At 72.4% G+C, this 22665-nt stretch carries 25 protein-coding genes and 1 riboswitch; of the genes, 18 read left to right on the top strand and 7 right to left on the bottom strand.

What is annotated here, in order from left to right; translation table 11 throughout:
- Positions 1–6: 6 nt before the first annotated feature.
- Positions 7–636, bottom strand: coding sequence for a TetR/AcrR family transcriptional regulator (locus AOJ26_RS08945; protein WP_053847669.1), 630 nt, complete (start codon positions 634–636; stop codon positions 7–9).
- A 101-nt stretch (positions 637–737) separates the two neighbouring features.
- Here AOJ26_RS08945 and AOJ26_RS08940 point away from each other — a divergent pair, with 101 nt between their 5' ends.
- Complete coding sequence (locus AOJ26_RS08940; protein WP_053847668.1) at positions 738–1724, top strand: ABC transporter permease; 987 nt, start codon at positions 738–740, stop codon at positions 1722–1724.
- Between the two features lie 810 nt (positions 1725–2534).
- On the opposite strand, the gene AOJ26_RS08935 is transcribed toward AOJ26_RS08940, so the two are convergent.
- The gene (locus AOJ26_RS08935) at positions 2535–2813 is read right to left on the bottom strand and encodes a type II toxin-antitoxin system Phd/YefM family antitoxin (protein ID WP_053847667.1); all 279 of its coding nucleotides are present in this window, start codon (positions 2811–2813) and stop codon (positions 2535–2537) included.
- Between the two features lie 64 nt (positions 2814–2877).
- On the opposite strand from AOJ26_RS08935, the gene AOJ26_RS08930 reads away from it, so the two are divergent.
- The 3 genes from AOJ26_RS08930 (at position 2878) to AOJ26_RS08920 (ending at position 4849) form a co-directional block, all read left to right on the top strand.
- A complete protein-coding gene (locus tag AOJ26_RS08930) occupies positions 2878–3513 on the top strand; it encodes an ATP-dependent Clp protease proteolytic subunit (RefSeq protein ID WP_053847666.1) in 636 nt (211 codons plus the stop codon).
- Between the two features lie 7 nt (positions 3514–3520).
- Positions 3521–3826, top strand: coding sequence for a hypothetical protein (locus tag AOJ26_RS08925; RefSeq protein WP_053847665.1), 306 nt, complete (start codon positions 3521–3523; stop codon positions 3824–3826).
- A gap of 334 nt (positions 3827–4160) precedes the next feature.
- Positions 4161–4372: riboswitch (cyclic di-AMP (ydaO/yuaA leader) on the top strand.
- 3 nt (positions 4373–4375) lie between these two features.
- Complete coding sequence (locus AOJ26_RS08920; RefSeq protein ID WP_037710218.1) at positions 4376–4849, top strand: C40 family peptidase; 474 nt, start codon at positions 4376–4378, stop codon at positions 4847–4849.
- A 168-nt stretch (positions 4850–5017) separates the two neighbouring features.
- Here the strand turns inward: AOJ26_RS08920 and AOJ26_RS08915 are convergent, their stop codons facing one another.
- Positions 5018–5191 carry a hypothetical protein gene (locus AOJ26_RS08915; RefSeq protein WP_159044246.1) on the bottom strand — a complete coding sequence of 58 codons (174 nt, stop codon included), beginning with the start codon at positions 5189–5191 and terminating at the stop codon, positions 5018–5020.
- A gap of 64 nt (positions 5192–5255) precedes the next feature.
- A complete protein-coding gene (locus tag AOJ26_RS08910; RefSeq protein ID WP_053847663.1) occupies positions 5256–5714 on the bottom strand; it encodes an ATP-binding protein in 459 nt (152 codons plus the stop codon).
- Positions 5715–5927: 213 nt separating this feature from the next.
- Between AOJ26_RS08910 and AOJ26_RS08905 the strand changes: the two genes are divergently transcribed.
- Positions 5928–6788: a helix-turn-helix domain-containing protein gene (locus AOJ26_RS08905; RefSeq protein WP_053847662.1), complete on the top strand. Its 861-nt coding sequence runs from the start codon at positions 5928–5930 to the stop codon at positions 6786–6788.
- A gap of 9 nt (positions 6789–6797) precedes the next feature.
- Positions 6798–7019, top strand: a complete 222-nt coding sequence (locus AOJ26_RS08900) for a DUF397 domain-containing protein (RefSeq protein ID WP_053847661.1) — start codon at positions 6798–6800, stop codon at positions 7017–7019.
- A 39-nt stretch (positions 7020–7058) separates the two neighbouring features.
- Here AOJ26_RS08900 and AOJ26_RS08895 read toward each other — a convergent pair whose 3' ends face one another.
- The gene (locus AOJ26_RS08895; protein ID WP_053847660.1) at positions 7059–8186 is read right to left on the bottom strand and encodes an 8-amino-7-oxononanoate synthase; all 1128 of its coding nucleotides are present in this window, start codon (positions 8184–8186) and stop codon (positions 7059–7061) included.
- 148 nt (positions 8187–8334) lie between these two features.
- Between AOJ26_RS08895 and bioB the strand changes: the two genes are divergently transcribed.
- The 4 genes from bioB to AOJ26_RS08875 all read left to right on the top strand — a co-directional run bounded on the left by bioB (position 8335) and on the right by AOJ26_RS08875 (position 12499).
- Entirely contained in the window at positions 8335–9495 is a 1161-nt protein-coding gene (bioB, locus tag AOJ26_RS08890; protein WP_053847659.1) for a biotin synthase BioB, read from the top strand.
- Positions 9488–10774, top strand: a complete 1287-nt coding sequence (locus tag AOJ26_RS08885; protein ID WP_086723696.1) for an adenosylmethionine--8-amino-7-oxononanoate transaminase — start codon at positions 9488–9490, stop codon at positions 10772–10774. The genes bioB and AOJ26_RS08885 overlap by 8 nt, the downstream gene beginning before the upstream one ends.
- Position 10775: 1 nt before the next feature.
- Positions 10776–11492: a dethiobiotin synthase gene (bioD, locus tag AOJ26_RS08880; protein WP_053847658.1), complete on the top strand. Its 717-nt coding sequence runs from the start codon at positions 10776–10778 to the stop codon at positions 11490–11492.
- 317 nt (positions 11493–11809) lie between these two features.
- Positions 11810–12499 carry a class I SAM-dependent methyltransferase gene (locus tag AOJ26_RS08875; protein ID WP_053847657.1) on the top strand — a complete coding sequence of 230 codons (690 nt, stop codon included), beginning with the start codon at positions 11810–11812 and terminating at the stop codon, positions 12497–12499.
- Here AOJ26_RS08875 and AOJ26_RS08870 read toward each other — a convergent pair whose 3' ends face one another.
- On the bottom strand, positions 12500–12874 hold the full coding sequence (locus AOJ26_RS08870) for a hypothetical protein (protein ID WP_053847656.1): 375 nt from the start codon (positions 12872–12874) through the stop codon (positions 12500–12502). It lies immediately after the preceding gene.
- Positions 12871–13104, bottom strand: coding sequence for an antitoxin (locus AOJ26_RS08865; protein WP_053847655.1), 234 nt, complete (start codon positions 13102–13104; stop codon positions 12871–12873). The genes AOJ26_RS08870 and AOJ26_RS08865 overlap by 4 nt, the downstream gene beginning before the upstream one ends.
- Before the next feature lie 200 nt (positions 13105–13304).
- Between AOJ26_RS08865 and AOJ26_RS08860 the strand changes: the two genes are divergently transcribed.
- The 8 genes from AOJ26_RS08860 to AOJ26_RS08825 all read left to right on the top strand — a co-directional run bounded on the left by AOJ26_RS08860 (position 13305) and on the right by AOJ26_RS08825 (position 22632).
- A complete protein-coding gene (locus AOJ26_RS08860; RefSeq protein WP_053847654.1) occupies positions 13305–14108 on the top strand; it encodes an ABC transporter ATP-binding protein in 804 nt (267 codons plus the stop codon).
- Between the two features lie 4 nt (positions 14109–14112).
- A complete protein-coding gene (locus AOJ26_RS08855) occupies positions 14113–16680 on the top strand; it encodes an ABC transporter permease (RefSeq protein ID WP_053847653.1) in 2568 nt (855 codons plus the stop codon).
- Positions 16681–16729: 49 nt separating this feature from the next.
- Positions 16730–17620, top strand: coding sequence for an LLM class F420-dependent oxidoreductase (locus AOJ26_RS08850; protein ID WP_053847652.1), 891 nt, complete (start codon positions 16730–16732; stop codon positions 17618–17620).
- Between the two features lie 57 nt (positions 17621–17677).
- Positions 17678–18103, top strand: a complete 426-nt coding sequence (locus tag AOJ26_RS08845; RefSeq protein WP_053847651.1) for a GNAT family N-acetyltransferase — start codon at positions 17678–17680, stop codon at positions 18101–18103.
- Positions 18104–18152: 49 nt separating this feature from the next.
- Entirely contained in the window at positions 18153–19484 is a 1332-nt protein-coding gene (locus tag AOJ26_RS08840) for a hemolysin family protein (RefSeq protein WP_053847650.1), read from the top strand.
- A 955-nt stretch (positions 19485–20439) separates the two neighbouring features.
- Entirely contained in the window at positions 20440–21453 is a 1014-nt protein-coding gene (locus AOJ26_RS08835) for a hemolysin family protein (RefSeq protein WP_053847649.1), read from the top strand.
- A gap of 56 nt (positions 21454–21509) precedes the next feature.
- Positions 21510–22283, top strand: a complete 774-nt coding sequence (locus tag AOJ26_RS08830; RefSeq protein ID WP_053847648.1) for an SGNH/GDSL hydrolase family protein — start codon at positions 21510–21512, stop codon at positions 22281–22283.
- Positions 22284–22290: 7 nt separating this feature from the next.
- The gene (locus AOJ26_RS08825) at positions 22291–22632 is read left to right on the top strand and encodes a DUF4326 domain-containing protein (RefSeq protein ID WP_053847647.1); all 342 of its coding nucleotides are present in this window, start codon (positions 22291–22293) and stop codon (positions 22630–22632) included.
- Positions 22633–22665 lie beyond the last annotated feature (33 nt).

Here is a 22665-nt window from a genome sequence, read left to right as displayed (position 1 = left end):
GATCCATCAGTGCGTGTCGGCTTCGGCCCGCATGCTCATCAACGCGCGCAGACCCGCCGCCAGGTCGTCGGCGGAGGCCGGCCCGAACAGCGCCTGCTGCGCGAGGAAGCCCATCGCGGCCGCCATCATGGTGCGGGCCACGTCCTCCGGGGGGACGTCCGCGCGCATCATCCCGGTGTCCTGGTACTCCTTGACGATCCGGGTCCAGGCCGCGCGGACGGCGCCGTAGCCCTCCCGCAGGATCGCCGAGAGCTGTTCGTTGCGGATCGTCTCCGCCCACACCTGGACGACCAGCCCCGGGAAGGCGGGCCGGCCGTCCACGGTCAGGTACTCCTTGGTGGCGAGGACCCGGCTGAGCACCGACGCGACGAGGAGGTCCGGCGGCGGGGGCGGGGTGCGGCGGGCCGCCTCCTCGAATCCCTCGCGGACCTGACCGAGCACTTCTTCGACGATGGCGCCGATCAGCTCCTCCTTGCCGCTGAAGTAGCGGTACACCGCCCCTGCCGAGAGGTCGACCTCCTTCAGGACGTCCTGCATGGAGGTGGCGTGGAAGCCGTTGCGAGCGAAGCAGAGGGCGGCGCCGTCGAGGATCTGGCGGCGGCGGGCGTCGAGGTGTGCCTGGGATACGCGGGCCATGCCGTCAAAACTAAAACGAACATTCCTTCTTGACAAGGAGCGGTCGCGGCGGGACGGTGATGAGGCACCTAAAACGAACGATCCTTCTTTTTGGAGTCCTCATGTCCACCCGCCGCCTGCTCGCGGTCGTCGTCCTCGTGCCGCTGCTCGCCGCCCTGGCGCTGTGGGCCTTCGCCTGGCCCGCCGCCCGCACCGCCCCTCGCGATCTGCCGCTCGGCGTGGCCGGGCCGGCCGCCGCGACCGCTCAGGTGGAGGAACGGCTCAGGCAGCACGAGGGCGCCTTCGAGATCCACCGCTATGCCGACGAGACGGCCGCGCGGGCCGCGATCGAGGACCGGACCGTATACGGCGCGGTCGTCGTCACCGACGGCGGTCCGAGGCTGCTGACCGCGTCGGCGGCGAGCCCGGTCGTGGCGCAGCTCCTCCAGCAGGCCGTGACCGGGCAGGCCGCGGCGGGCGGCGGCCAGGTGCGGACCGTGGACGTGGTGCCGGCCTCGGCGTCCGACCCGCGGGGCGCGGCGCTGAGCTCGTCCGTGCTGCCGCTGGCACTGAGCGGCATCGTCGCGGGCGCGGTCGTGACCTTGGTCGGACTGCGCGGCTTGCGCGCCGTGACCGCGCTGGTCCTCAGCGCCGCCCTGGTGGGTGCCGTCGCGGCCGCCCTGGCCCACAGCTGGCTCGGCGCCCTCGCCGGGAACTGGTGGGCGGAGGCGGGGACGCTCGCCCTGGCTACGCTGGCGGTGAGCGCGGCCGTCGCGGGACTCGCCGCCCTCGCGGGCCCTGCGGGGATCGGCGTCGTCGCCTTCGTGGTGATGTTCCTCGGCAACCCCTTCTCCGGTGCCTCCTCGGCCCCGCAGTTGCTGCCCGAACCGGTGGGCGCGATCGGCCAGTGGCTGCCGCCTGGGGCGAGCGCGACCCTGCTGCGCTCGGTGTCCTTCTTCGACGGAGCGGCGGCGACCGAGCCCGCCCTGACCCTCACCTGGTGGGCGGCGCTGGGCCTGGGGGCCGTGGTGCTGGGGAACACGCTGAGGTCCCGGTCAAAGGGCGCCGCCTCCGCCACCGACGAACGCGCGCTGGCCGCCATCGGCTGAACCGACGCCGCCCGCCCGGTCCCCGGCCGACACCATCGGACAGCGACTGCGGCAGGGGGCGTGCGCCACCCACCCGATGCGCCCGGAGTGTTGGGGAACGCACTGAAGTGCCGGTCGACGGGCGCCACGTCCGCTGCGGACGAAACGCAGGGTCGCCGCCATCGGCTGGCACCGCCCGCCCGGTCACCGGCCGCCGCCATCGGACAGCGACTGCGCCAGGGGGCCCGCGCCACCCACCCGATGCGCCCGGCGTGCCGGGGAACGCGCCGAAATCCCGGTCGAAGAGCGCCACGCCTGCCGCGGAGGCCCGCACGGTCGCCGCCATCGGCTGCATTCGCGCCGCCCTGCCGGCCCCATCGGAGACTGGTTGCCGCCGCGACGGACCTACCTCCGCTCGGCGGCCCCCCCTGCAACAGCGCGGCGGCCCCGCCCCCGTCTGGTGGCCGCGCTGACCCTAGGAGCCCTGATGCTCGGGCGCGCACTGAAGTTGCGATCGAAGGGCGCCGCGTCCGCCACCGACGAGCGCGCGCTCGCCGCGGTCGGCTGAATCAGCGCCGCCCTCCCCGTCCCCTGCACCCGGCGGCCCCTGGGGGCGGCGCAACCGGCCGGTCCGGCTGCGCTCGGTGGCCTCCTTCGACTGCGCGGCGGCGCTGCCCCTCGCCTGGTGGGTCGCTCCGGCCCCGCAAGCGCCGCCCGCGCCAGTGAGCGCCATACAGAAGTGGCCGGCGCCGAGGACCGCCACGGCCGCGGCTCACCCCCGACGTCTGACCGAACCCGCGCCCCGGCCCCGACGGCCGGGGCGTCCCGTCTCTAGGGGGCGCCCGCGCCCCGGTGATGCGCCGCGATGCCGAACCGCTGCTGTTCGCGGGGAGCGGACGCGACCTCGCGCACGGTGGAGACCGCGCTGATCACCGGCTCCTCCACGGACTCCTGCAGCTTCTCCAGTCGTTCGAGGTCGGCGGCCGAGACCAGGGCGACCAGCGGCTTTCCGTGCCGGGTGACGACGACGCGCTCGCCGCCGTACACCACCCGGTTGATCAGGTCGGCGAGTTCAGCCCTGGCTTGCGTCACCGGAATCTCGTAGGCCATACCCCCATCATAACGTCACGTACATCCTGTACATTTTTTACAGACGCCGAAGGAGGGGCCACCCATGACCCGACCGACCGCCCGTTACGTCCTGCCCGAGTTCCACGAGCGCACGAGCTTCGGGCAGAAGTCGATGGATCCGTACTCGAAGCTGCTGGAGGAGCGGATTGTCTTCCTCGGGACGCAGATCGACGACATCTCGGCGAACGACGTGATGGCGCAGTTCATGTACCTCGAGTACCAGGACCCGGACCGGGACATCGCGCTGTACATCAACTCCCCCGGCGGCTCGTTCAGCGCGATGTCGGCGATCTACGACACGATGCAGTACGTCAGTTGTGACGTGGAGACGACCTGCCTGGGCCAGGCCGGCTCCTCCGCGGCGGTACTGCTGGCCGCCGGCACCCCCGGCAAGCGGTCCGTGCTGCCCGGCGCGCGGGTGGTGATCCACCAGCCCGCACTGAGCGAGCCGGTGCAGGGGCAGGCGAGCGACCTGGCCATCCAGGCCGACGAGTTGATCCGGGTGCGGGCCCGCCTGGAGGAGATGCTCGTCCGGCACACCGGGCGCAGCCCCGAGCAGGTGAGCGCGGACATCGAGCGGGACACGATCCTGGACGCGCGGGGCGCCCTGGACTACGGCCTCGCGGACGCGATCGTCCCGAGCCGCAAGTCCTCCCGCACCACCCGGGACGCGAGGTGAGCCACCGATGGTGCCGGACCTCCCCCCGCTGCCCGCGCTCACTCGCGCCGAGGGCGAGCTGATCGACCGTTATCTCGACGTCGTCGACCTGCTGGGCCGGATCAACCCGGCCCGGCGCGAGGACACCTACGGCGGACTGCGCGCGGCGCAGGCGCTGGTGGCCAGGGCGGCCGAGCTGCGCGACGCGCTGGTGCTGATGCACGGCCGGGGCGAGCGCGAACTGCACGCCGCCACGCTGGCGAGGGCCCTGCGCGTCCTGGACGGCGAGCGGCGTACGGCCAGGGTCACCGTGCCGCCCGAGTCCGGCAATTGACGCATCGGCAGCGTTTCCGGACGCCCGCGGTGACGGGGCGTCCGGAGCGCGGCTGAAACGGACCAAAAGAGGTACCGCCATTTGCAGGAGACGCGGCTCCTTTTTCGGGACCCCTGCGGTTGCGCAACGCGCGTAGTCCAGGGAGGGAATGAGGAGTTTCTGTGCTGGTCGCGCGGCCTGTGGACACCTCGACGCGCCCCCGTTGGTTCAGGTGTCCACCCGAACGGGTGAGTGGTGAGTAACAACACAAACCCCCGGTTCCATTGGGTTTTTGGGACATCCGTGCGCCAAGATCCCTGTCTGACGACAAGCCCCCGCCGCAGCGGCGGGGCGATCCGGGCGGACGCCGAGTCCTGCCGCCGCCCGGATGACCGGTCGACAGGAGTGGATCGGCAGGAGTGGAGGACCCAAGCACGACGGGTCGCCGGAACGGTCACGCCATGACCGGGCCGAGCATCCCTTGGGGTGAAGCCGCGTCAGCGGCCGGGCAACTTCGCCAGCCCGAATCCGACAGGTCATCCTTCACAGGCGGCTGACGAAGGGTTGCGCATGACTGCGCTCAATCGTGTCCCGTCGCTGATGGTCCGGGCCGGTACGGCCTCGGCCTTCGCCATCGCCGCCGTGGGCGGCTCCGTCGTGGTGCCGGGCGTCGCAGCAGACGCCGCCGCCGCGACGCCGGCGACGAAGGCGCTCAAGGTAGCGGCCTCCAAGAAGGGCTCGCCGTACAAGTACGGCGCCACCGGGCCCCGCCGCTTCGACTGCTCCGGGCTCACGCTGTACTCGTTCAAGAAGGCGGGCAAGAAGCTCCCGCGCACGGCGGCCCAGCAGTACAACAAGACCCGCCACATCGGCGCGGGCAGCCGCAAGGCCGGCGACCTGGTGTTCTTCCACTCGGGTTCGAACGTCTACCACGTCGGCATCTACGCCGGGAAGGGAAAGATCTGGCACGCCCCGAAGACCGGGGACGTGGTGAGGCTGCAGAAGATCTGGACGAAGAGCGTCTGGTACGGCCGGGTCAAGTGACGCCCCCGAGGGGACGGCGGCGACCTGACCTCCCGCCGTCCCTTCGGGCCCCCGCGGACGCCTGACACGGGCTCAGGCGTCACCCGTACCCGTATGGCCGACCACCGGCGACCGGACCCCCGAATCGTCGCCAAAATCCATCAGCCCTCGATGGTGCCACCACGGTGATCAACCCAGTCCAGAGACGACGCCCTCCGGCCGGACTTGTCGCGGCTGGCAGACGAGCTGTCCTCCGGCCGGTGGCACCGACGCCGAGCCGACCTCCTCGACCGCGAAGCCCTCGATGCCGGCCACCGGCTGCTCGTGGCCGACCTGTGGGACCGGGCGAGCCAGGAGCGTCACCCCGAGAGCCGTCACCGCGCCTGCGGTGACTCCGAGGCACCTCCCACGGGCTTGCTGACGTCTGTCACGGCTCCTGCTGCCCCGCCGCGGTGACCGGCTGCGCCGGTACCGTCCACGGGAGTTCGATCGAGACGGTCTTGCCGCCTTCCCGGGTGGGCCTGACTCTGAGCCTGCCGCCGCACTCGGCCGCGAGCCATCGGATGATCACCATTCCCCGGCCGTTGTCCTGCTGGACGGCGGCCGGCAGCCGTTTGGGGAAGCGGGGGTGGCTGTCGGTGACCCCGATGCGCAGTTGTTCGTCACGGTCCAGCTCGATGTCCACCGTGAAGGTGGGTGACTGCCCGAAGGTGTGCTGTACGGCGTTGGTGGTGAGTTCGGAGACGATGAGGCGTACGGTCTCGGCGGTCTCCGTGGTGGGCGGCAGCCCCCACTCCGCCAGAGTGCTCAGGACATAGGTGCGGGCCGCGGAGACCGAGGCGGGTTCGCTCGGCAGAGTGACGGATGCTTCCAGGTGGTCTGCCATGGCGACGTCGTCCCTTTCCCACGGGACCGGAGTCCGACACGGTGCGGATGGTTCGAGTACGGTCCCGGACTGGTGGTTCATCGCCAGAGTGCCATCACGGAGGCTGTGACGGGTGCCGATCCACCAAGATGTGCATATATCTGTCGCTCGAAGCGGTGAACTCTACGACGCGAGACCGTATTTGGGCGGCTCGTAAGGAGTAAGGAGGAGCGCATGCAGCACGGCCCCGCGGTGCGCCGGCGGAAACTGGGCGCCGAACTGCGTGCGCTGCGCGCGAGTGCGGGGCTCACCAGCGGTGAGGCGGCCCGGCTCGTGGGCTGGCACCAGTCGAAGGTGAGCCGCATCGAGACCGGTGCCAGCGGGGTGAAACCGGCCGATGTGCGGTTACTTCTCGACGCCTACCGTGTGGGGGACGCGAATCTGCGGGAGCTGTTGCTGGTATTGGCGGGCTCCGACGAGACCGGCGGCCGGCACCACTGGTGGCACGCGTACCGGGGTGTGCTGCCGCCGACGTACCGGGACTTCATCAGTCTGGAGTCCCAGGCGAGCGCGATGCGCACACTGGAGACCTCCGTCGTTCCCGGGCTCCTCCAGACGCGCGAGTACGCCCGAGCGGTGACCCGGGCCGCGGTGGACGGCCTGGACGACGAACGTCTCGACGCGCTGGTCGAGGTCCGCCTGGCCCGGCAGGACATCCTCCGGGCGCAGCCGCCCCTGGAGTTGAGCGCCGTCCTGGACGAGGCGGTGCTGCACCGGGAGGTCGGCGGACCCGAGGTGATGGCCCGTCAGCTGAGGAGGCTCCTGGAGGCGGCGCGGCTGCCCCAAGTGCGGCTACAGGTACTGCCGTTCACTGCCGGGGCGCATGTGGGCATCACCGGGCCTTTCGTAATCTTCTCATTTTCGCGCACTTCTGATCTGGACGTGGTTGTTCTCGACCACTTGACGAGTAGCCTCTATCTCGAACGGAAAGAAGACCTCCAGGCCTACACCGAGGCCTTCAACACCCTTCGAATCCACGCCCTTTCGCCCGAGGACTCGTTGGATTACCTCGCCGGGATGGGTGACGGCGCGTAAGGAGGCACCATGACCGCACTGCCTCGGAACGTAACCTCCAGTACCGAACTGCCCGAAGTGCGCTGGCTGCGCAGCAGCTACAGCACCGGGGCGAACAACTGCGTCGAGACGGCGAGGCCGTCGGCCGGGCCCTGTGCCGGGCTGCTCGCCGTTCGCGACTCCAAGAACCCGGACGGGCCCGCGCTGCTCTTCTCCCCCGAGAGCTGGGCGGGCTTCACAGCCGCGTTCTGACCGCCGGTCCACCAAGGCGCACGGCCGTGTCACGCCGACTCATGGTCGTGTCTCGCCGATCACACGTACAGCGCGTTCGATCTGCTCCTCGGAGAGGTCCGCGCGGGCGGTCAGCCTGAGCCGTGAGATGCCGTCGGGCACCGACGGGGGCCGGAAACAGCCCACCAGGAGCCCGGCGGCACGGCAGTCGGCCGCCCACTGCACGGCCTCCTCCGGGGAGGGCGCGCGCACCGAGACCACCGCGGCGTCCGGACGTACCGCTTCCAGACCCGCGGCGGTCAGGCGTGCGTGCAGTCCGGTCGCCACCTCGCGTGCGCGTGCGGCCCGTTCGGGCTCACGGCCGAGCAGCCGCAGGGCCGCGAGGGCGGCTCCCGCCGACGCGGGGGCCAGACCGGTGTCGAAGATGAACGTCCGTGCCGCGTTGACCAGGTGTTCGACGACCCGTGCGGGGCCGAGGACGGCGCCGCCCTGGCTGCCGAGCGACTTGGACAACGTGACCGTGACGACCACGTCGTCGGCGCCCGCGAGTCCCGCCGCCTGCGGGGCCCCGCGGCCGCCGGCGCCGAGCACGCCCAGGCCGTGGGCGTCGTCGACGACCAGGCCCGCGCCGTGCTCCCGGCATGCCCCGGCGAGTCCGGCCAGGGGCGCCGCGTCGCCGTCGACCGAGAAGACCGTGTCGGACACGGCGAGGGCGGGCCCGTCGTGGGTGCCGAGCGCCTTGCGCACGGCGTCCGGGTCGGCGTGCGCCACCACCTGGGTGGTGCCCCGGGCCAGCCGGCAGCCGTCGATGAGCGAGGCGTGGTTGCCCGCGTCGGAGACGATCAGCGAGCCGTGCGGTGCGAGCGCGGTGACGGCGGCCAGGTTCGCCGCGTACCCGGAGGAGAACACCAGCGCCGCCTCGAAACCGCAGAAGGCGGCCAGTTCGCGTTCGAGCTCGGTGTGCAGCTCGGTGGTGCCGGTGACGAGCCGGGACCCGGTCGCACCACCGCCCCACGTCCGCGCGGCCGCCGCGGCGCCCGCCACGACCTCGGGGTGGCGGGCGAGGCCCAGGTAGTCGTTGCTCGCGAGATCGAGCAGTGGCGAGTCGGCCGGACGCGGCCGCAGGGTCCGTACGAGCCCGGCCCGTCGGCGCGCCGCCGCCTGCTCGTCGATCCAGCCGAACGCCATGGGTCCTCCGGGGCTTTTGTAGACAACGGACAGACCCTAGCGGCAGCAAACGCTACCCACGGTGTGGCAATACCCACACGTCGTGAGGGGTGTGTTGTGCGATCCCTACCTTGGCCGGAAGCGGGTCCGTAGGACAGGATCGGCTCTCATGGACCTGCTGAACACGCTGGTGGACAAGGGGCTTCGGCGCGAGCTGCCGACCCGCGAGGAGGCGCTGGCCGTGCTGGCCACCTCCGACGACGACCTGCTCGACGTGGTGGCCGCGGCCGGAAAGGTGCGCCGGCACTGGTTCGGGCGCCGGGTGAAACTCAACTACCTCGTCAACCTGAAGTCCGGACTGTGCCCCGAGGACTGCTCCTACTGCTCCCAGCGGCTCGGTTCCTCGACGGGCATCCTGAAGTACACCTGGCTCAAGCCCGAGCAGGCCTCCCAGGCCGCGGCAGCGGGCCTCGCCGGCGGCGCCAAGCGGGTCTGCCTGGTGGCCAGCGGACGCGGTCCGACCGACCGTGACGTGGACCGGGTCGCGGGCACCATCAAGGCGATCAAGGAGCAGAACGAGGGCGTCGAGGTGTGCGCCTGCCTCGGTCTGCTCTCCGACGGCCAGGCCGAGCGGCTGCGCGAGGCGGGCGCGGACGCCTACAACCACAACCTCAACACGTCCGAGTCGACCTACGGCGACATCACGACCACCCACACCTACGCCGACCGGGTCGACACCGTGAACAAGGCGCACGCGGCCGGTCTGTCCGCCTGCTCGGGCCTCATCGCGGGCATGGGCGAGTCGGACGAGGACCTCGTCGACGTCGTCTACTCCCTGCGCGAGCTGGACCCCGACTCAGTCCCGGTCAACTTCCTGATCCCCGTCGAGGGCACCCCGCTGGCCAAGGAGTGGAACCTCACCCCGCAGCGCTGTCTGCGCATCCTGGCGATGGTCCGCTTCGTCTGCCCGGACGTCGAGGTCCGCATCGCGGGCGGCCGCGAGGTCCATCTGCGCACGATGCAGCCCCTGGCCCTGCACCTCGCCAACTCGATCTTCCTCGGCGACTACCTCACCACCGAGGGTCAGGCGGGCAAGGCCGACCTGGAGATGATCGCGGACGCCGGTTTCGAGGTGGAGGGCGCGGACCAGGTCACCCTGCCGGAGCACCGGGTGGGCGGCGGCTGCCACGAGAACGCGGGCTGCGGGTCGCACGAGGGCGGCGGGGTCTGCGGTACGACGGCTGCGGCCGCCCCGGCCAACGAGGCCCGGACCGACCTCGTCGCCGTACGCCGCCGGGGCGCCGGAACGGATCTCGCGCCCAATGCCTGAGCTGCCCGGCCTGCCGGTGCCGGAACTCTTGGCGCTCGACCGGCGGCACGTGTGGCATCCGTACGGTCCGATGCCCGGCCGGACCGACCCGCTCGTCGTGGAGTCGGCGAGCGGGGTCCGGTTGCGGATCGCCGGGGGTGCCGAGCTGGTCGACGGGATGTCCTCCTGGTGGTCGGCGATCCACGGCTACAACCACCCGGTGCTGAACGAGGCCGCGCGCGAGCAGCTCGGGCGGATGAGCCACGTGATGTTCGGCGGGCTCACCCACGAGCCCGCCGTCCGGCTCGCGAAGCTCCTTGTCGACATGTCCCCAAATGGTCTCGAGCATGTCTTCCTCGCCGACTCGGGGTCGGTGTCGGTCGAGGTCGCGGTGAAGATGTGCCTCCAGTACTGGCGCTCCCTGGGCCGCACCGGCAAGCAGCGGCTGCTGACCTGGCGCGGCGGCTATCACGGCGACACCTGGCAGCCCATGTCGGTGTGCGACCCCGAGGGCGGGATGCACGAGCTGTGGTCCGGGGTCCTGCCCCGCCAGGTGTTCGTGGACGCGCCCCCGGCCGAGTACGAGGAGTCGTACGCCGATCGACTGCGCGAGGCGATCGCGCGGCACGCGGACGAGCTGGCCGCGGTGATCGTGGAGCCGGTGGTGCAGGGCGCGGGCGGGATGCGGTTCCACTCCCCCGCGTATCTGCGGGTGCTGCGAGAGGCGTGCGACGCGCACGACGTGCTGCTGGTGTTCGACGAGATCGCGACGGGATTCGGCCGTACGGGCGCCCTGTTCGCAGCGGACCACGCCGCGGTGACGCCGGACGTGATGTGCGTGGGCAAGGCGCTGACCGGCGGATACCTGACGATGGCGGCGACCCTGTGCACGCCCCGGGTGGCCGACGGCATCTCGCGGGGCGAGGTCCCGGTGCTCGCCCACGGCCCCACCTTCATGGGCAACCCGCTGGCCGCGTCGGTGGCCTGTGCCTCGATCGGGCTGCTGCTCGGACAGGACTGGCTCACGGAGGTCAAGCGGATCGAGGCGGGGCTGCGGGAGGGGCTGGCGCCGGCCGGTGAGCTGCCGGGAGTGAAGGACGTACGGGTTCTCGGCGCCGTCGGGGTCGTGCAACTGGACCACGACGTCGACATGAGGGCCGCGACGGAGGCGGCCGTGCGCGAGGGCGTGTGGCTGCGGCCGTTCCGCGACCTCGTCTACACGATGCCGCCGTACGTCACGGGCGACGAGGACGTGGCACGGATCACGCGTGCGGTGTGTGCCGCCGCACGGGAGGGATGACATGCCGGTACTGGTGATCACGGGCACGGGCACGGAGGTCGGCAAGACGGTCACCACGGCCGCCGTCGCCGCGACCGCGCTCGCCGCCGGACGGACGGTCGCCGTCCTGAAGGCCGCGCAGACCGGCGTAGGGCCGGACGAGGCCGGGGACGCCGACGAAGTGGCCCGACTCGCGGGTGCCGTGACGAAGGCCGAACTCGCCCGCTACCCCGAGCCGTTGGCCCCGGCGACCGCCGCGCGCCGGGCCGCCCGCGAGCCGGTGCGCCCGCGGGAGGTCGCCGAGGCCGCCGCCAAGCTGGCCGCCGGGCACGACCTGGTGCTGGTGGAGGGGGCGGGCGGCCTGCTCGTCCGCTTCGACGACGAGGGCGGGACGCTGGCCGACGCGGCGGAGCTGCTGCGGGCGCCGGTCCTGGTGGTGGCGCCGGCCGGTCTGGGCACGCTCAACACCACCGAGCTGACGGCCCGTGAACTCCGCCGCCGCGAACTGGACTTCGCGGGCGTGGTGATCGGCAGCTGGCCCGACTCCCCCGACCTCGCCTCGCGTTGCAACCTCGCGGATCTCCCGGAGGTGTCCGGGGCTCCGCTGCTCGCTGCCGTGCCGGCCGGTGCGGGCGGGTTGCCGCCCGCCGACTTCCGTGCCGGAGCACCGGGTTGGCTGGCCCCGGAGCTGGGCGGAACCTGGGACGCGGCGGCGTTCGGGGTGCGCGAGGCGCCCTGAGCATCCCGCAGGGCACCTCGCTGTCCGCGTCGAGCCGCACCGGCTCGACGCGGGAGCGGTTGCCCAGCCGGGTGAAGACGGCTCGCGGACGGTGGTCGGTCGTGCGCACGGTGAGGCGTTCGACCGGATGCGCGCGCAGTCGGCGCAGAGCGAAGTCGCGCAAGGCGCTGCCGGACAGCAGCTCTGCCTACATGTACGACGGCCACGGCGTCCACCGACACGTGCGCACCTTCGTGCGGTGGGTGCCCGAGGGGGGTGCGGCGCGGTCGCGCGGGGGACAATCACGGTAGGACCCGTCCTCTGCGAGGGAGGCTGTCATGCCGCTACGGTCCGCCGGTACCGGCAAGGTGTCCCGGGATCCCGTCCACCACCCGCTCTTCGCCCGGTACTACGCGCGGGTCAGCGTCGCCGCCGAGACCCGGATGGGCATGGCCGGGGTGCGCGAGCGGCTGCTCGCCGGGCTGTCCGGCCGGGTGATCGAGATCGGCGCGGGCAACGGCCTGAACTTCTCGCACTACCCCGGCGCGGTCTCCGAGGTTGTGGCGATCGAACCGGAGCGCAGGCTGCGGCAGTTGGCGGTGGAGGCCGCCCTGCGCTGCGAGGTGCCGGTCGACGTGGTGCCCGGTGCCGCGGAGGCGCTGCCCGTCAAGAGCGAGGCCTTCGACGCCGTGGTGATCTCGCTGGTGCTGTGCAGTGTGCGCGATGTGCCGCGCGCGCTCGGCGAGGTGCGCCGGGTGCTGCGGCCCGGCGGGGTCGTGCGGTTCTTCGAGCACGGCAGGGGCGGCGGCCCGGCCATGCGCTTCACCCAGCGCGCCCTGGACCGCACCCTGTGGCCCCCGCTGAGCGGCGGCTGCCATCTGGGCCGGGACCCCGTCGGGGCGCTGCGGGACGCCGGTTTCGAACTCGGCCCCTACCGGCGGGTGTCGATGCCGGAGAAGGGTCCGGCGCTGCCCACGTCCTTCTGCGTACTGGGCACCGCCTGGCGGCCGCCGCTGGAGGAACGCTGATCAGAGGGTCCATCTGCGCAGCTCGCGCGCGATGTCGTGGACCGAGGCGTCGCCCTTCTTGGCCACCTTGGCGAGGTCCCGGACCAGTTCGGGCGAGGTGACCACCCGGAGTCCGCTCGCGACGAGGTAGGCGTACCCGACCGCGCAGGCGAAGAGCGCGTTGGTGCGCTCCAACGCCGGGACGTGGATGAGGAGTTGCAGCAGCGCCGCGGCGCGCAGGTGCGGGTTGTCGTAGACGGGGATGTCGAAGATCTCGGCCTGGTGGCGGGCCACGGCGGCGACCAGGGCGCCCCAGTCGGTGACCTGGGGATCGCCCGGGGTCTTCTGCTCAGCGAGCATCAGGAGCCAGGCGAGATCGATGTGCAGATCGCTCAACGACCCTCGTGTTCCTTGCTCTCCTTGCCGAACTCCTCCGCGAAGACGGATTCGTACTGCTTCATGAAATCGGCGGCGGCCTCCACGAAGGCCTGGCCCGCCTCGCCGGTGTCCTTCATGACCAGTTCCTCGATGTAGCGGTTGACGCTGACGCCTCGGGCGAGGGCGCGTTCACGGGCGGCACGGGCGGTGCCCTCGTCCACCCGCACGTTCAACTGGGTCTTCGCCATACCTCGAAGCTAGCGCCGAACCGCTAGCACTGGCAAGTGGGGCCTTCACCGCGGACGACCGGGCCGTCGGCCACCGGGCCACTCCGGGCCACCGAGGCGGGTGTCCCTTACACGGGCATCGGGGGCCCGACCTGGGGTGGAGGCCGCATCGACCGCAAGAGGGATATCGAGTGTGGGCCGGGTCACACTACCCTCTGCCCATGGCAACCGCTGCGGAGGAAGCACCAGGCACCGCCCCGGCCGAGGCGATCGCGGCCCGCGCCCGCGGTCTCACCAAGGCGTACGGCTCGGGCGAGACGGCCGTCCTCGCCCTGGACTCGGTGGACGTGGACATCGCGCGGGGCCGCTTCACCGCGGTCATGGGCCCCTCGGGCTCCGGCAAGTCCACCCTGATGCACTGCCTGGCGGGGCTCGACACCGTCTCGGCCGGCCAGGTGTGGCTCGGCGGCACCGAGATCACCGGGCTCAAGGAGCGCGAGCTGACCCGGCTGCGCCGGGACCGGATCGGGTTCATGTTCCAGTCGTTCAACCTGATCCCGACGCTGAACGCGGCCGAGAACATCACCCTGCCCATGGACATCGCCGGCAAGAAGCCCGACGAGAAGTGGCTGGACCAGGTCATCGACACCCTGGGCCTGCGGGACCGCCTCAAGCACCGGCCCTCGCAGCTCTCCGGGGGTCAGCAGCAGCGCGTCGCGTGCGCCCGCGCGCTGGCCTCCCGGCCCGAGCTGATCTTCGCGGACGAGCCGACCGGGAACCTCGACTCACGGGCGGGTCTGGAGGTCCTCGGCTTCCTGCGCGAGGCCGTCGACCAGCTCGGGCAGACCGTCGTCATGGTCACCCACGACCCCGGCGCGGCCGCCCACTCCGACCTGGTGCTCTTCCTCGGGGACGGACGGATCGTGGACCGCATGGAGCGGCCCACCGCGGAGGCCGTGCTGGAGCGCATGAAACGGTTCGACGTGATCCGCGGTCAGTCCGGCGACGACCCCGACGAGGGATGACCCCGTGCTGAAGGCGACACTGCGCAGCTTCCTCGCCCACAAGGGACGGCTGCTGCTCTCCGCGCTGGCCGTGGTCCTTTCCGTGGCGTTCGTCTCCGGCAGCCTGATCTTCTCCGACACCCTGAACCGCACCTTCGACCGCCTCTTCGCCACCACCGCTCCGGACCTCACGATCAGCCCGAAGGAGGACCTGAGCGAGGCCATCCCGTCCGGCGCGACGGCCACCCTGCCGGCCGCGCTCGCCGACCGGGTCGCCCGCCTCGACGGCGTCGGCGGGGCACGCTTCGACGCCGAGGAGGACGGGATCACCGTCGCCGACGCCGAGAACGAGTCGGTGGGCTCCACCACCGGCGCCCCCACCATCGGCACCGACTGGAACCCGACCTCGCGCAGCCCGGTGGAGCTCACCTCCGGCCACGCCCCGCACGGCCCGGCCGAGGCCCTGATCGACTCGGAGACCGCCGACCGCAGGAACCTGCGCATCGGCGACCCGCTCACCGTCATCGCGGCGCCGGGCTCCTTCAAGGTGCGGATCGTCGGCCTCGTCACCTTCACCACCACCAACCCCGGCGCCACCCTGCTCTACCTCGACCCTCCGACGGCGCAGACCAAGCTGCTCGGCTCCGCGGAGGCCGCCACCAGCATCTCGGTCGACGCCGCCGAGGGCGTCAGCGACGACCAGCTCAAGCAGCGGGTGGCCGCCGCGCTCGGCACGGGCAGCTACGAGTACCGGACCGCCGACGAACAGGCGAAGTCGGACCTCGACCAACTGGGCGGATTCCTCGACGTCATCAAGTACGTCATGCTCGGCTTCGCGGGCATCGCCGTCCTGGTCGGCGTCTTCCTGATCGTCAACACCTTCTCCATGCTGATCGCCCAACGCACCCGTGAGCTGGGCCTGTTGCGCGCGCTCGGCGCCGACCGGCGCCAGGTCCGCCGCTCGGTGCTCACCGAGGCCACGCTGCTCGGCCTGGTCGGCTCCACGGTCGGGCTCGGCACGGGCATCGGGCTCGCCGTCGGGCTCATCGCGCTCATGAACGCCTTCGGCATGAACATCCGGACCGGCGAGATGGTCATCGGCTGGGGCACACCCGTTGCCGCGTACGTCGTCGGCGTGGGCGTCACCTTCGTCGCGGCCTACCTCCCGGCCCGCCGAGCAGCGGGCGTCTCCCCCATGGCGGCCCTCGCGGACGCCGAGATCGCCGGGACCGGACGGCCGCTCCGGGTCCGGGCGATCGTGGGCGGCCTGGTCGGCGCGGCGGGCGCGGCCGCGCTCGTCGGATGCGCGCTCGCGACGCGGACGGCCTCCGCCGCCTCCCTCCTCGGTCTCGGCGTCGTGCTGACGCTCCTGGCCACCGTCATCGCGGGCCCGCTGCTGGTGCGTCCGGTGATCCGGGTGCTGGGCGGCGCCTTCCCGGCCCTGTTCGGTCCGGTCGGGCGGATGAGCCAGCGCAACGCCCTGCGCAACCCGCGCCGCACCGGCGCCACCGCGGCCGCCCTGATGGTCGGCCTCGCCCTGGTCGGCGGGATGTCGGTGGCGAGCGCCTCCATGTCCAGGTCCTTCGACGACCAGATCGACAAGACCCTCGGCGCCGACTTCGTCGTACAGAACGGCAACTTCCTGCCGTTCCCGCAGGAGGTCACGGACGCGGTCCGCGGCACCGAGGGCGCCGGGCTCGTCGTACGGTCGCGGTTCGCGCCCGTCGCCGTACGGCTGCCGGACGGCAAGCGGGTCGAGACCACCGCCGCCGGGTACGACCCGCGGCTCGACGAGGTCGCGCACATCACCTACGCGCAAGGGGACACCGCGGCCGCGCTCGCGTCCGGGCACCTGGGCATGGACGTGGACTTCGCGCGCGACCACGGCGTGCGGGTCGGCAGCAGGATCCCGGTCGAGTTCCAGGGCGGACGCCGGACCGAACTGACCGTGGGCGCCCTCACCGACCAGGACTCGGCGGACGGGTTCGGGACGCAGGGCGGCATCTACTTCGGCCTGGGCACGCTGGAGCGGTTCGCGCGGGGCGGCCAGGACTCCGCGCTGTACGTCAACGCGGCCCCCGGCACCGGCGCCGACCGGCTGCGCGCGGAGCTGGAGAAGACGCTCGACCGGTATCCGCAGGTCCAGGTGCGCGACCTGGCCGACTACAAGGACCTGGTCCACGACCAGATCGCCGTCCTGCTCTACCTCGTGTACGCGCTCCTCGGGCTCGCGATCGTCATCGCGGTGCTCGGCGTGGTCAACACCCTCGCCCTGTCGGTCGTGGAACGCACCCGGGAGATCGGGCTGCTGCGCGCCATCGGGCTCGCCCGGCGGCAACTGCGCCGGATGATCCGGCTGGAGTCGGTGGTGATCGCGGTGTTCGGCGCGGTGCTGGGACTCGCTCTCGGCCTTGTGTGGGGCGTGTGCACCCAGCAGGTGCTGGCGCTCCAGGGCATGAACGCGCTGGCCATCCCCTGGGGCACGATCGTGGCGGTCGTCGTCGGCTCGGCGGTGGTGGGCATCGTGGCGGCACTGCTGCCCGCGCTGCGCGCCTCCCGGATGAACGTACTGGCGGCGATCGCCCACGAGTGATGCAATCGCGGGGCAGACAGCTCAAGTCGCTTGCCGCTGAGGAGAGTTCATGCCCCGCGCCTTTCGCTTCGCCGTCAATCTGACCGCGGCCGCCACCGACGCCGACTGGCGCGCCAAGTGCCGCCGGGCCGAGGAACTCGGCTACGACGTGATCCTGGTCCCCGACCATCTCGGCAAGATCGCGCCGTTCCCGGCGCTGGTCGCGGCGGCGGAGGTCACCGAGCGGCCGCGGCTGGGCACGTTCGTCCTCAACGCGGGCTTCTGGAACCCGGCGTTGCTCGCCCGCGAGGTGGCCACGGTGGACGCGCTGACCGGCGGCCGCCTCGAACTGGGCCTGGGCACCGGCTATGTGCAGTCCGAGCACGACCGGGCGGGGCTGCCCTTCGGCTCGCCCGGCGAGCGCGTGGACCATCTCCGGCGCACGGTCGAGGAGTTGGAGCGGCTGCTGTCCTCGCCGGACCATGTGCCGCAGCCGGTGCAGCGGCCCCGCGTCCCCCTGCTGATCGGCGGCATAGGCAACCGGATGCTGGAGCTGTCCGCCGAGCACGCGGACATCGCGGCCTTCACCGGGGCCACCCTGGTGCCGGGCGACTCGGCCGGCAGGCTGATCCCGACCACCGCCGAGCAGCTCGACGAACGCCTCGTCCGCTACCGGCGACTGGCCGAGGGGCGCAAGGAACCGGCCGAACTGAACCTGCTCGTCCAGACGGTCGTCGTCACCGGGGACCGCGAGGCCGTCGCCGCCCCGTTCCTGCACCGGTTTCCGGACCTGACCCTCCAGCAGGCCCTGGACCTGCCCATCATCCTGATCGGCACGGTCGAGGAGATCGTCGCGCAGGTGCTGGCGCAGCGCGAGCGGTACGGCTTCACCTACCTGGCGGTGCTGGAGGCATCCATGGAGGCGTTCGCGCCGGTGATGGCGGAGCTGCGCGGCCGGTAGCCGTCCCGAATGCTGGAACTCCGGGTGCCGTGCCGTCGGGCGTGATGGGATCGTCGTATGACCGACCTGCGGATACGGGCCGCGACGCCCGACGACCTCGACAGCGTGCTGGCCTTCTGGAAGCGGTCCGCCGAGGGGACGAGCATCAGCGACGACCGGGACGGCGTGGAGCGGCTGGTCGCGCGGGACGCCGAGGCGCTGATCCTCGCCGAGCTCGACGGCGAGCTCGTCGGCACGGTGATCGCGGGCTTCGACGGCTGGCGGTGCCACCTGTACCGGCTCGCGGTGCACCCGGAGCGCCGGCGGCGCGGCATCGGGACGGCCCTGCTCACGGCCGCGGAGGAGCGGTTCGTACGGCTCGGCGGGCGGCGCGGGGACGCGATGGTGCTGGTGCGCAACGAGACGGCACAGCACGCATGGCGCGCGGCGGGGTACGCGCCCGAGGAGAAGTGGCGGCGCTGGGTGAAGCCCCTCGCCGGCTAGGACGGGCGATCCTGGGGACCCTGTCCGATCATGGGACGGAGGTGACCCGATGACCGAAGTGCTCCTGCTGCTGGTGGCGATCCTGCTCTCGCTGGCCTGCGGTGCCTTCGTGGCCGCGGAGTTCTCGCTGACCACGGTCGAGCGAGGGCAGTTGGAGCGGGCGGCGGAGCGCGGTGAGCGGGGTGCGTCCGGCGCCCTGAGAGCCGTACGGAGTCTGACGTTCCAGCTTTCCGGGGCGCAGCTCGGGATCACGGTCACCAACCTGGTCGTCGGCATGCTCGCCGAACCGTCGATCGCCGCGCTGATCGCGGGGCCGCTGGAGGCGCTGGGGGTCTCGGAGTCCACGTCCCGGTCGCTGGCGCTGGTGCTGGGGACCGCGCTGTCGACGGTCTTCCTGATGGTGGTCGGCGAGCTGGTGCCCAAGAACTGGGCGATCTCCTCGCCGCTGGCCATGGCCAAGCGGGTGGGTACCGCGCAGAGCTGGTTCAGCGCGGCCTTCCGCCCCTTCATCACCCACCTCAACAACACGGCCAACCGGGTGGTGCGCCGCTTCGGCCTGGAGCCCGCCGAGGAGCTGGCCTCCGCGCGCGGGCCGCAGGAGCTGGCGGCGCTGGCCCGGCACTCCGCGCGGGCGGGCGCGCTGGAGGCGGACACCGCCGAGCTGTTCGTACGGACCCTCAACCTCGCGGACCTGACCGCGGAGAACGTGATGACCCCGCGCGTGCAGGTGATCGCCCTGGACGTCCAGGCGACCTGCGAGGACGTGGCGAACGCGACGCGCGCCACCGGGCTGTCCCGGTTCCCCGTCTACCGCGGCAGCCTGGACTCGGTCGTCGGCATCGCGCACATCAAGGACGTCCTGGCGGTCCCCGCCGAGCGCCGGCCCCGCGCCTCGGTCGCCGAGCTGCTGCGCGAGCCGCTGCTCGTGCCCGAGTCGCTCACCGTGGACCGGCTCCTGGACCGGCTCTCCGGCAAGCGCACGATGGCGGTCGTCATCGACGAGTACGGCGGTACGGCGGGCGTGGCCACGCTGGAGGACATCGTCGAGGAGGTCGTCGGCGAGGTGCGCGACGAGCACGACCCGCACGAGACGCCCGACCTCGCGCCCGCGGGCACCGACGACGAGGGCAGGGAGCTCTTCCACGCCGACGGTTCGGCCCGCATGGACCAGCTCGCCCGCGTGGGGCTGCGGGCGCCCGAGGGCCCCTACGAGACCCTGGCCGGCCTCCTGGCGACGGAACTCGGCAGGATCCCGGCCACCGGCGACTCGGTCCGGGTCTCCGGCTGGCAACTCGACGTCACCGACGCCCAGGGCCGCAGAGCCGCCCGCGTCCTGCTGCACGCGCCCCTGGCCGGGTACGGGGAGGGGGTCGACTCATGACTTCGGTTAGGTGGAAGGGGGTTCGCGGGGTGGGTTCCGGCTTGTGGCCACGGGAGGAGGTTCGCGGAACGGGTGCCGTCGAGGGATCCGCGGTTCGCGCGGTGACCGCCGTACGGGCGCCCGAGGGAGCGATCCACGCGACGGTTGCCGTCCGGTCACCGCACGGGAAGACCGGAACCCGACCCGCCGCACGGCCGCTCCAAGAGGGACCTCCGCCAGGCAGCGCCGCGCACCCGCCCGGGCGACGACAGCCGCCCCTCGCGGTGACCGGCGTCCCGGCGTCGCGAGAGATGACCCCGGCCGTGCAGGCACCCCGGGGCGAGGCCGTCGCTGAGCCCGCGACCAGGTCGCCGCTCCAGGGGACGCTGGCCCGACTCACCCCCTGGCCACCGCCCGAGAAACCCCGGCCAGGCACCGGCACGCAGCCACCCCTCGCGGTGACCGGCGTCCCGGCGACGCGAGGGGCGACCCCGGCCGTACAGGCGCCGACGGGCGAGGCCGGCGCTGAGGCCGCGACCAGGTCGTCGCACCACGAGACCCTGCCCCCACTCACCCCCTGGCCACTGCCCGAGAAACCCCGGCCAGACAGCGGCACGCAGCAGCCGCTCGCGGTGACCGGCGTCCCGGCGACGCGGGAAACGACCCCGGCCGTCCCGGCACCTCCGGGCGAGGCCGCCGCTGAGCCCGCGACCAGGTCGCCGCTCCAGGGGACGCTGGCCCGACTCACCCCCTGGCCACCGCCCGAGAAACCCCGGCCAGGCACCGGCACGCAGCCACCCCTCGCGGTGACCGGCGTCCCGGCGACGCGGGAGACGACCCCGGGCGAGGACTCCGCGAGGGCCGCGGTCCCGTCGCCGTACCGGCGGGTCCGCATCCGGTCCAGTAATCGGCCGCCCCGCGTGCAAGCCCGCATCGAGCCCGTCGGCCGGTCGGCCCGTGCACGGAGGAGCCCGCGATGACCCTCGTCCAGTTGTTGATCGGGCTCGCGACGCTGGTGCTGAACGCGTTCTTCGTCGGGGCCGAGTTCGCGCTGATCTCGGTGCGGCGCAGTCAGATCGAGCCGTACGCCGAACAGGGCGACCGGCGGGCGAAGGGTGTGCTGTGGGGTCTGGAGCACGTCTCCGCGCTGCTGGCGGCCGCGCAGCTCGGGATCACCTTGTGCACGCTGGTCCTGGGCGCGGTCGCGGAGCCGGCGATCGCACATCTGCTGGAGCCGGTGTTCCACGCGGTGGGGGTGCCGGAGAGCGCGGGGCACGCGGTGTCCTTCGTGATCGCGCTGACCCTGGCGACCTATCTGCACATGCTGCTCGGCGAGATGGTCCCGAAGAACATCGCGCTCGCGGAGCCGGTGCGCAGCGCGCTGCTGCTGGGGCCGCCGCTGGTCGCGCTGGCGCGCGGGCTGCGCCCGGTGATCTTCGCGGTCAACGCCTTCGCGAACGCCCTGCTGAAGCTGCTCCGCGTGGAGACCAAGGACGAGGTCACGGCCACGTTCTCGGACGCCGAGCTGGCGCGGATCGTGCGGGACTCCGGCGAGGCGGGCCTGATCGACGAGCGCGCGCGGGAGCGGCTGCACGACGCGCTGGAGCTGGGGCGACGGCCGGTGCGGGACGTGGTGCTGCCGCTGGAAGGGGTCGTCTACGCGCGCGTGGGCGTCACGCCGGAGCAGTTGGAGGCACTGTCGAACGAGACCGGGTTCTCCCGGTTCCCGGTGGTGGACGAGAGCCGGCGGATCGTCGGCTACCTGCACGTCAAGGACGCACTGGACGCCTCACCGCGGGACCTGCCGTTCCCGGTGCGGGACATGCGTCCGATCGCACGGATCCGGGAGAGCACACCGCTCGACGACGTGCTGACGGCCATGCGGCGCAGCCGGACGCACCTGGCCGCGGTACTCGGCACGGACGGGCGGCTCGCGGGACTGGTGACCATGGAGGACGTGCTCCGGGAGCTGTTCGGACGGCAGGTGTGAGGGGGTCCAAGCCCACCGACCGGTAAGTATGTGAGCGGGTTACCATTTCTTCCGCCATGCAGACGAACCCCACTTACTCCAGCCTCGTCGCGGTCGGCGACTCCTTCACCGAGGGCATGTCGGACCTGCTGCCGGACGGCACCTACCGCGGCTGGGCCGACCTCCTCGCCGGCCGGATGGCCGCCGTGACGCCCGGCTTCCGCTACGCCAACCTGGCCGTGCGCGGCAAGCTGATCAAGCAGATCGTCGACGAACAGGTCGACGTGGCGGCGGCGATGCAGGCCGACGTGATCACGCTGGTGGGCGGGCTCAACGACACGCTGCGGCCGAAGTGCGACATGGTCCGGGTGCGCGACCTGCTCACGGAGGCCGTGGAGCGGCTGGCCCCGTCCTGCAAGCAGCTCGTCCTGATGCGCAGCCCCGCCCGCCAGGGGCCGGTCCAGGCGCGTTTCCGGCCGCGCATGGAAGAGCTCTTCACGGTCGTCGACGAGCTCGCCGACCGGCACGGCGCGGTCGTCGTCGACCTGTACGGCGCCCCCTCGCTCTCCGACCAGCGCCTGTGGGACGTGGACCGGCTGCACCTGACGGCCGAGGGCCATCGCCGCGTCGCCGAGGCCGTGTGGCAGACCCTCGGCTACGACCCCGAGGACACCGAGTGGCGCACGCCGATCCCGGCGACGGTCCCCCCGCGGTGGCTCGCCCGGCGCATCGCCGACGCCCGCTTCGCCCGGCAGCACCTGCTCCCGTGGATCGGACGGCGGCTGACCGGCCGTTCCTCGGGTGACGGCCTGCCGCCCAAGCGGCCCGACCTGCTGCCCTACGAGCACTGAGGACGCCGTGCACACGCGCGTGGTCAACGTCAGGGGCCGTATCCACGAGTACGGCCCCCGCCTGGAACACGCGCCCGCCGACCTCGTCTACGTCGGCCGCCGCTGGACCCTGGGCGGCTGGGACCTGCCGAAGCACCCGCTGTACAACCCCTTCGCCTACGACACCCCCGCGCGCCGCCGGGACGGCACCCGGGCCGAGGTGATGGCGAAGTACCGGGCGCATCTGCTGGGGCGGCCGGATCTGCTCGCCCTGCTGCCGGGCCTGCGCGGCAAGGCCCTGGCCTGCTGGTGTGCGCCCGAGCCGTGCCACGCCGAGGTCCTGGCGGAGCTCGCGGAGGAGCTCTCGTAGGTTCCGACGAACGGCACCCCGGCGCTGGCCTGC

The sequence above is a fragment of the Streptomyces sp. NRRL B-24085 genome (assembly GCF_001282115.1).
GTDB lineage: Bacteria > Actinomycetota > Actinomycetes > Streptomycetales > Streptomycetaceae > Streptomyces.
This window is presented reverse-complemented; position numbering and strand designations above follow the sequence as displayed.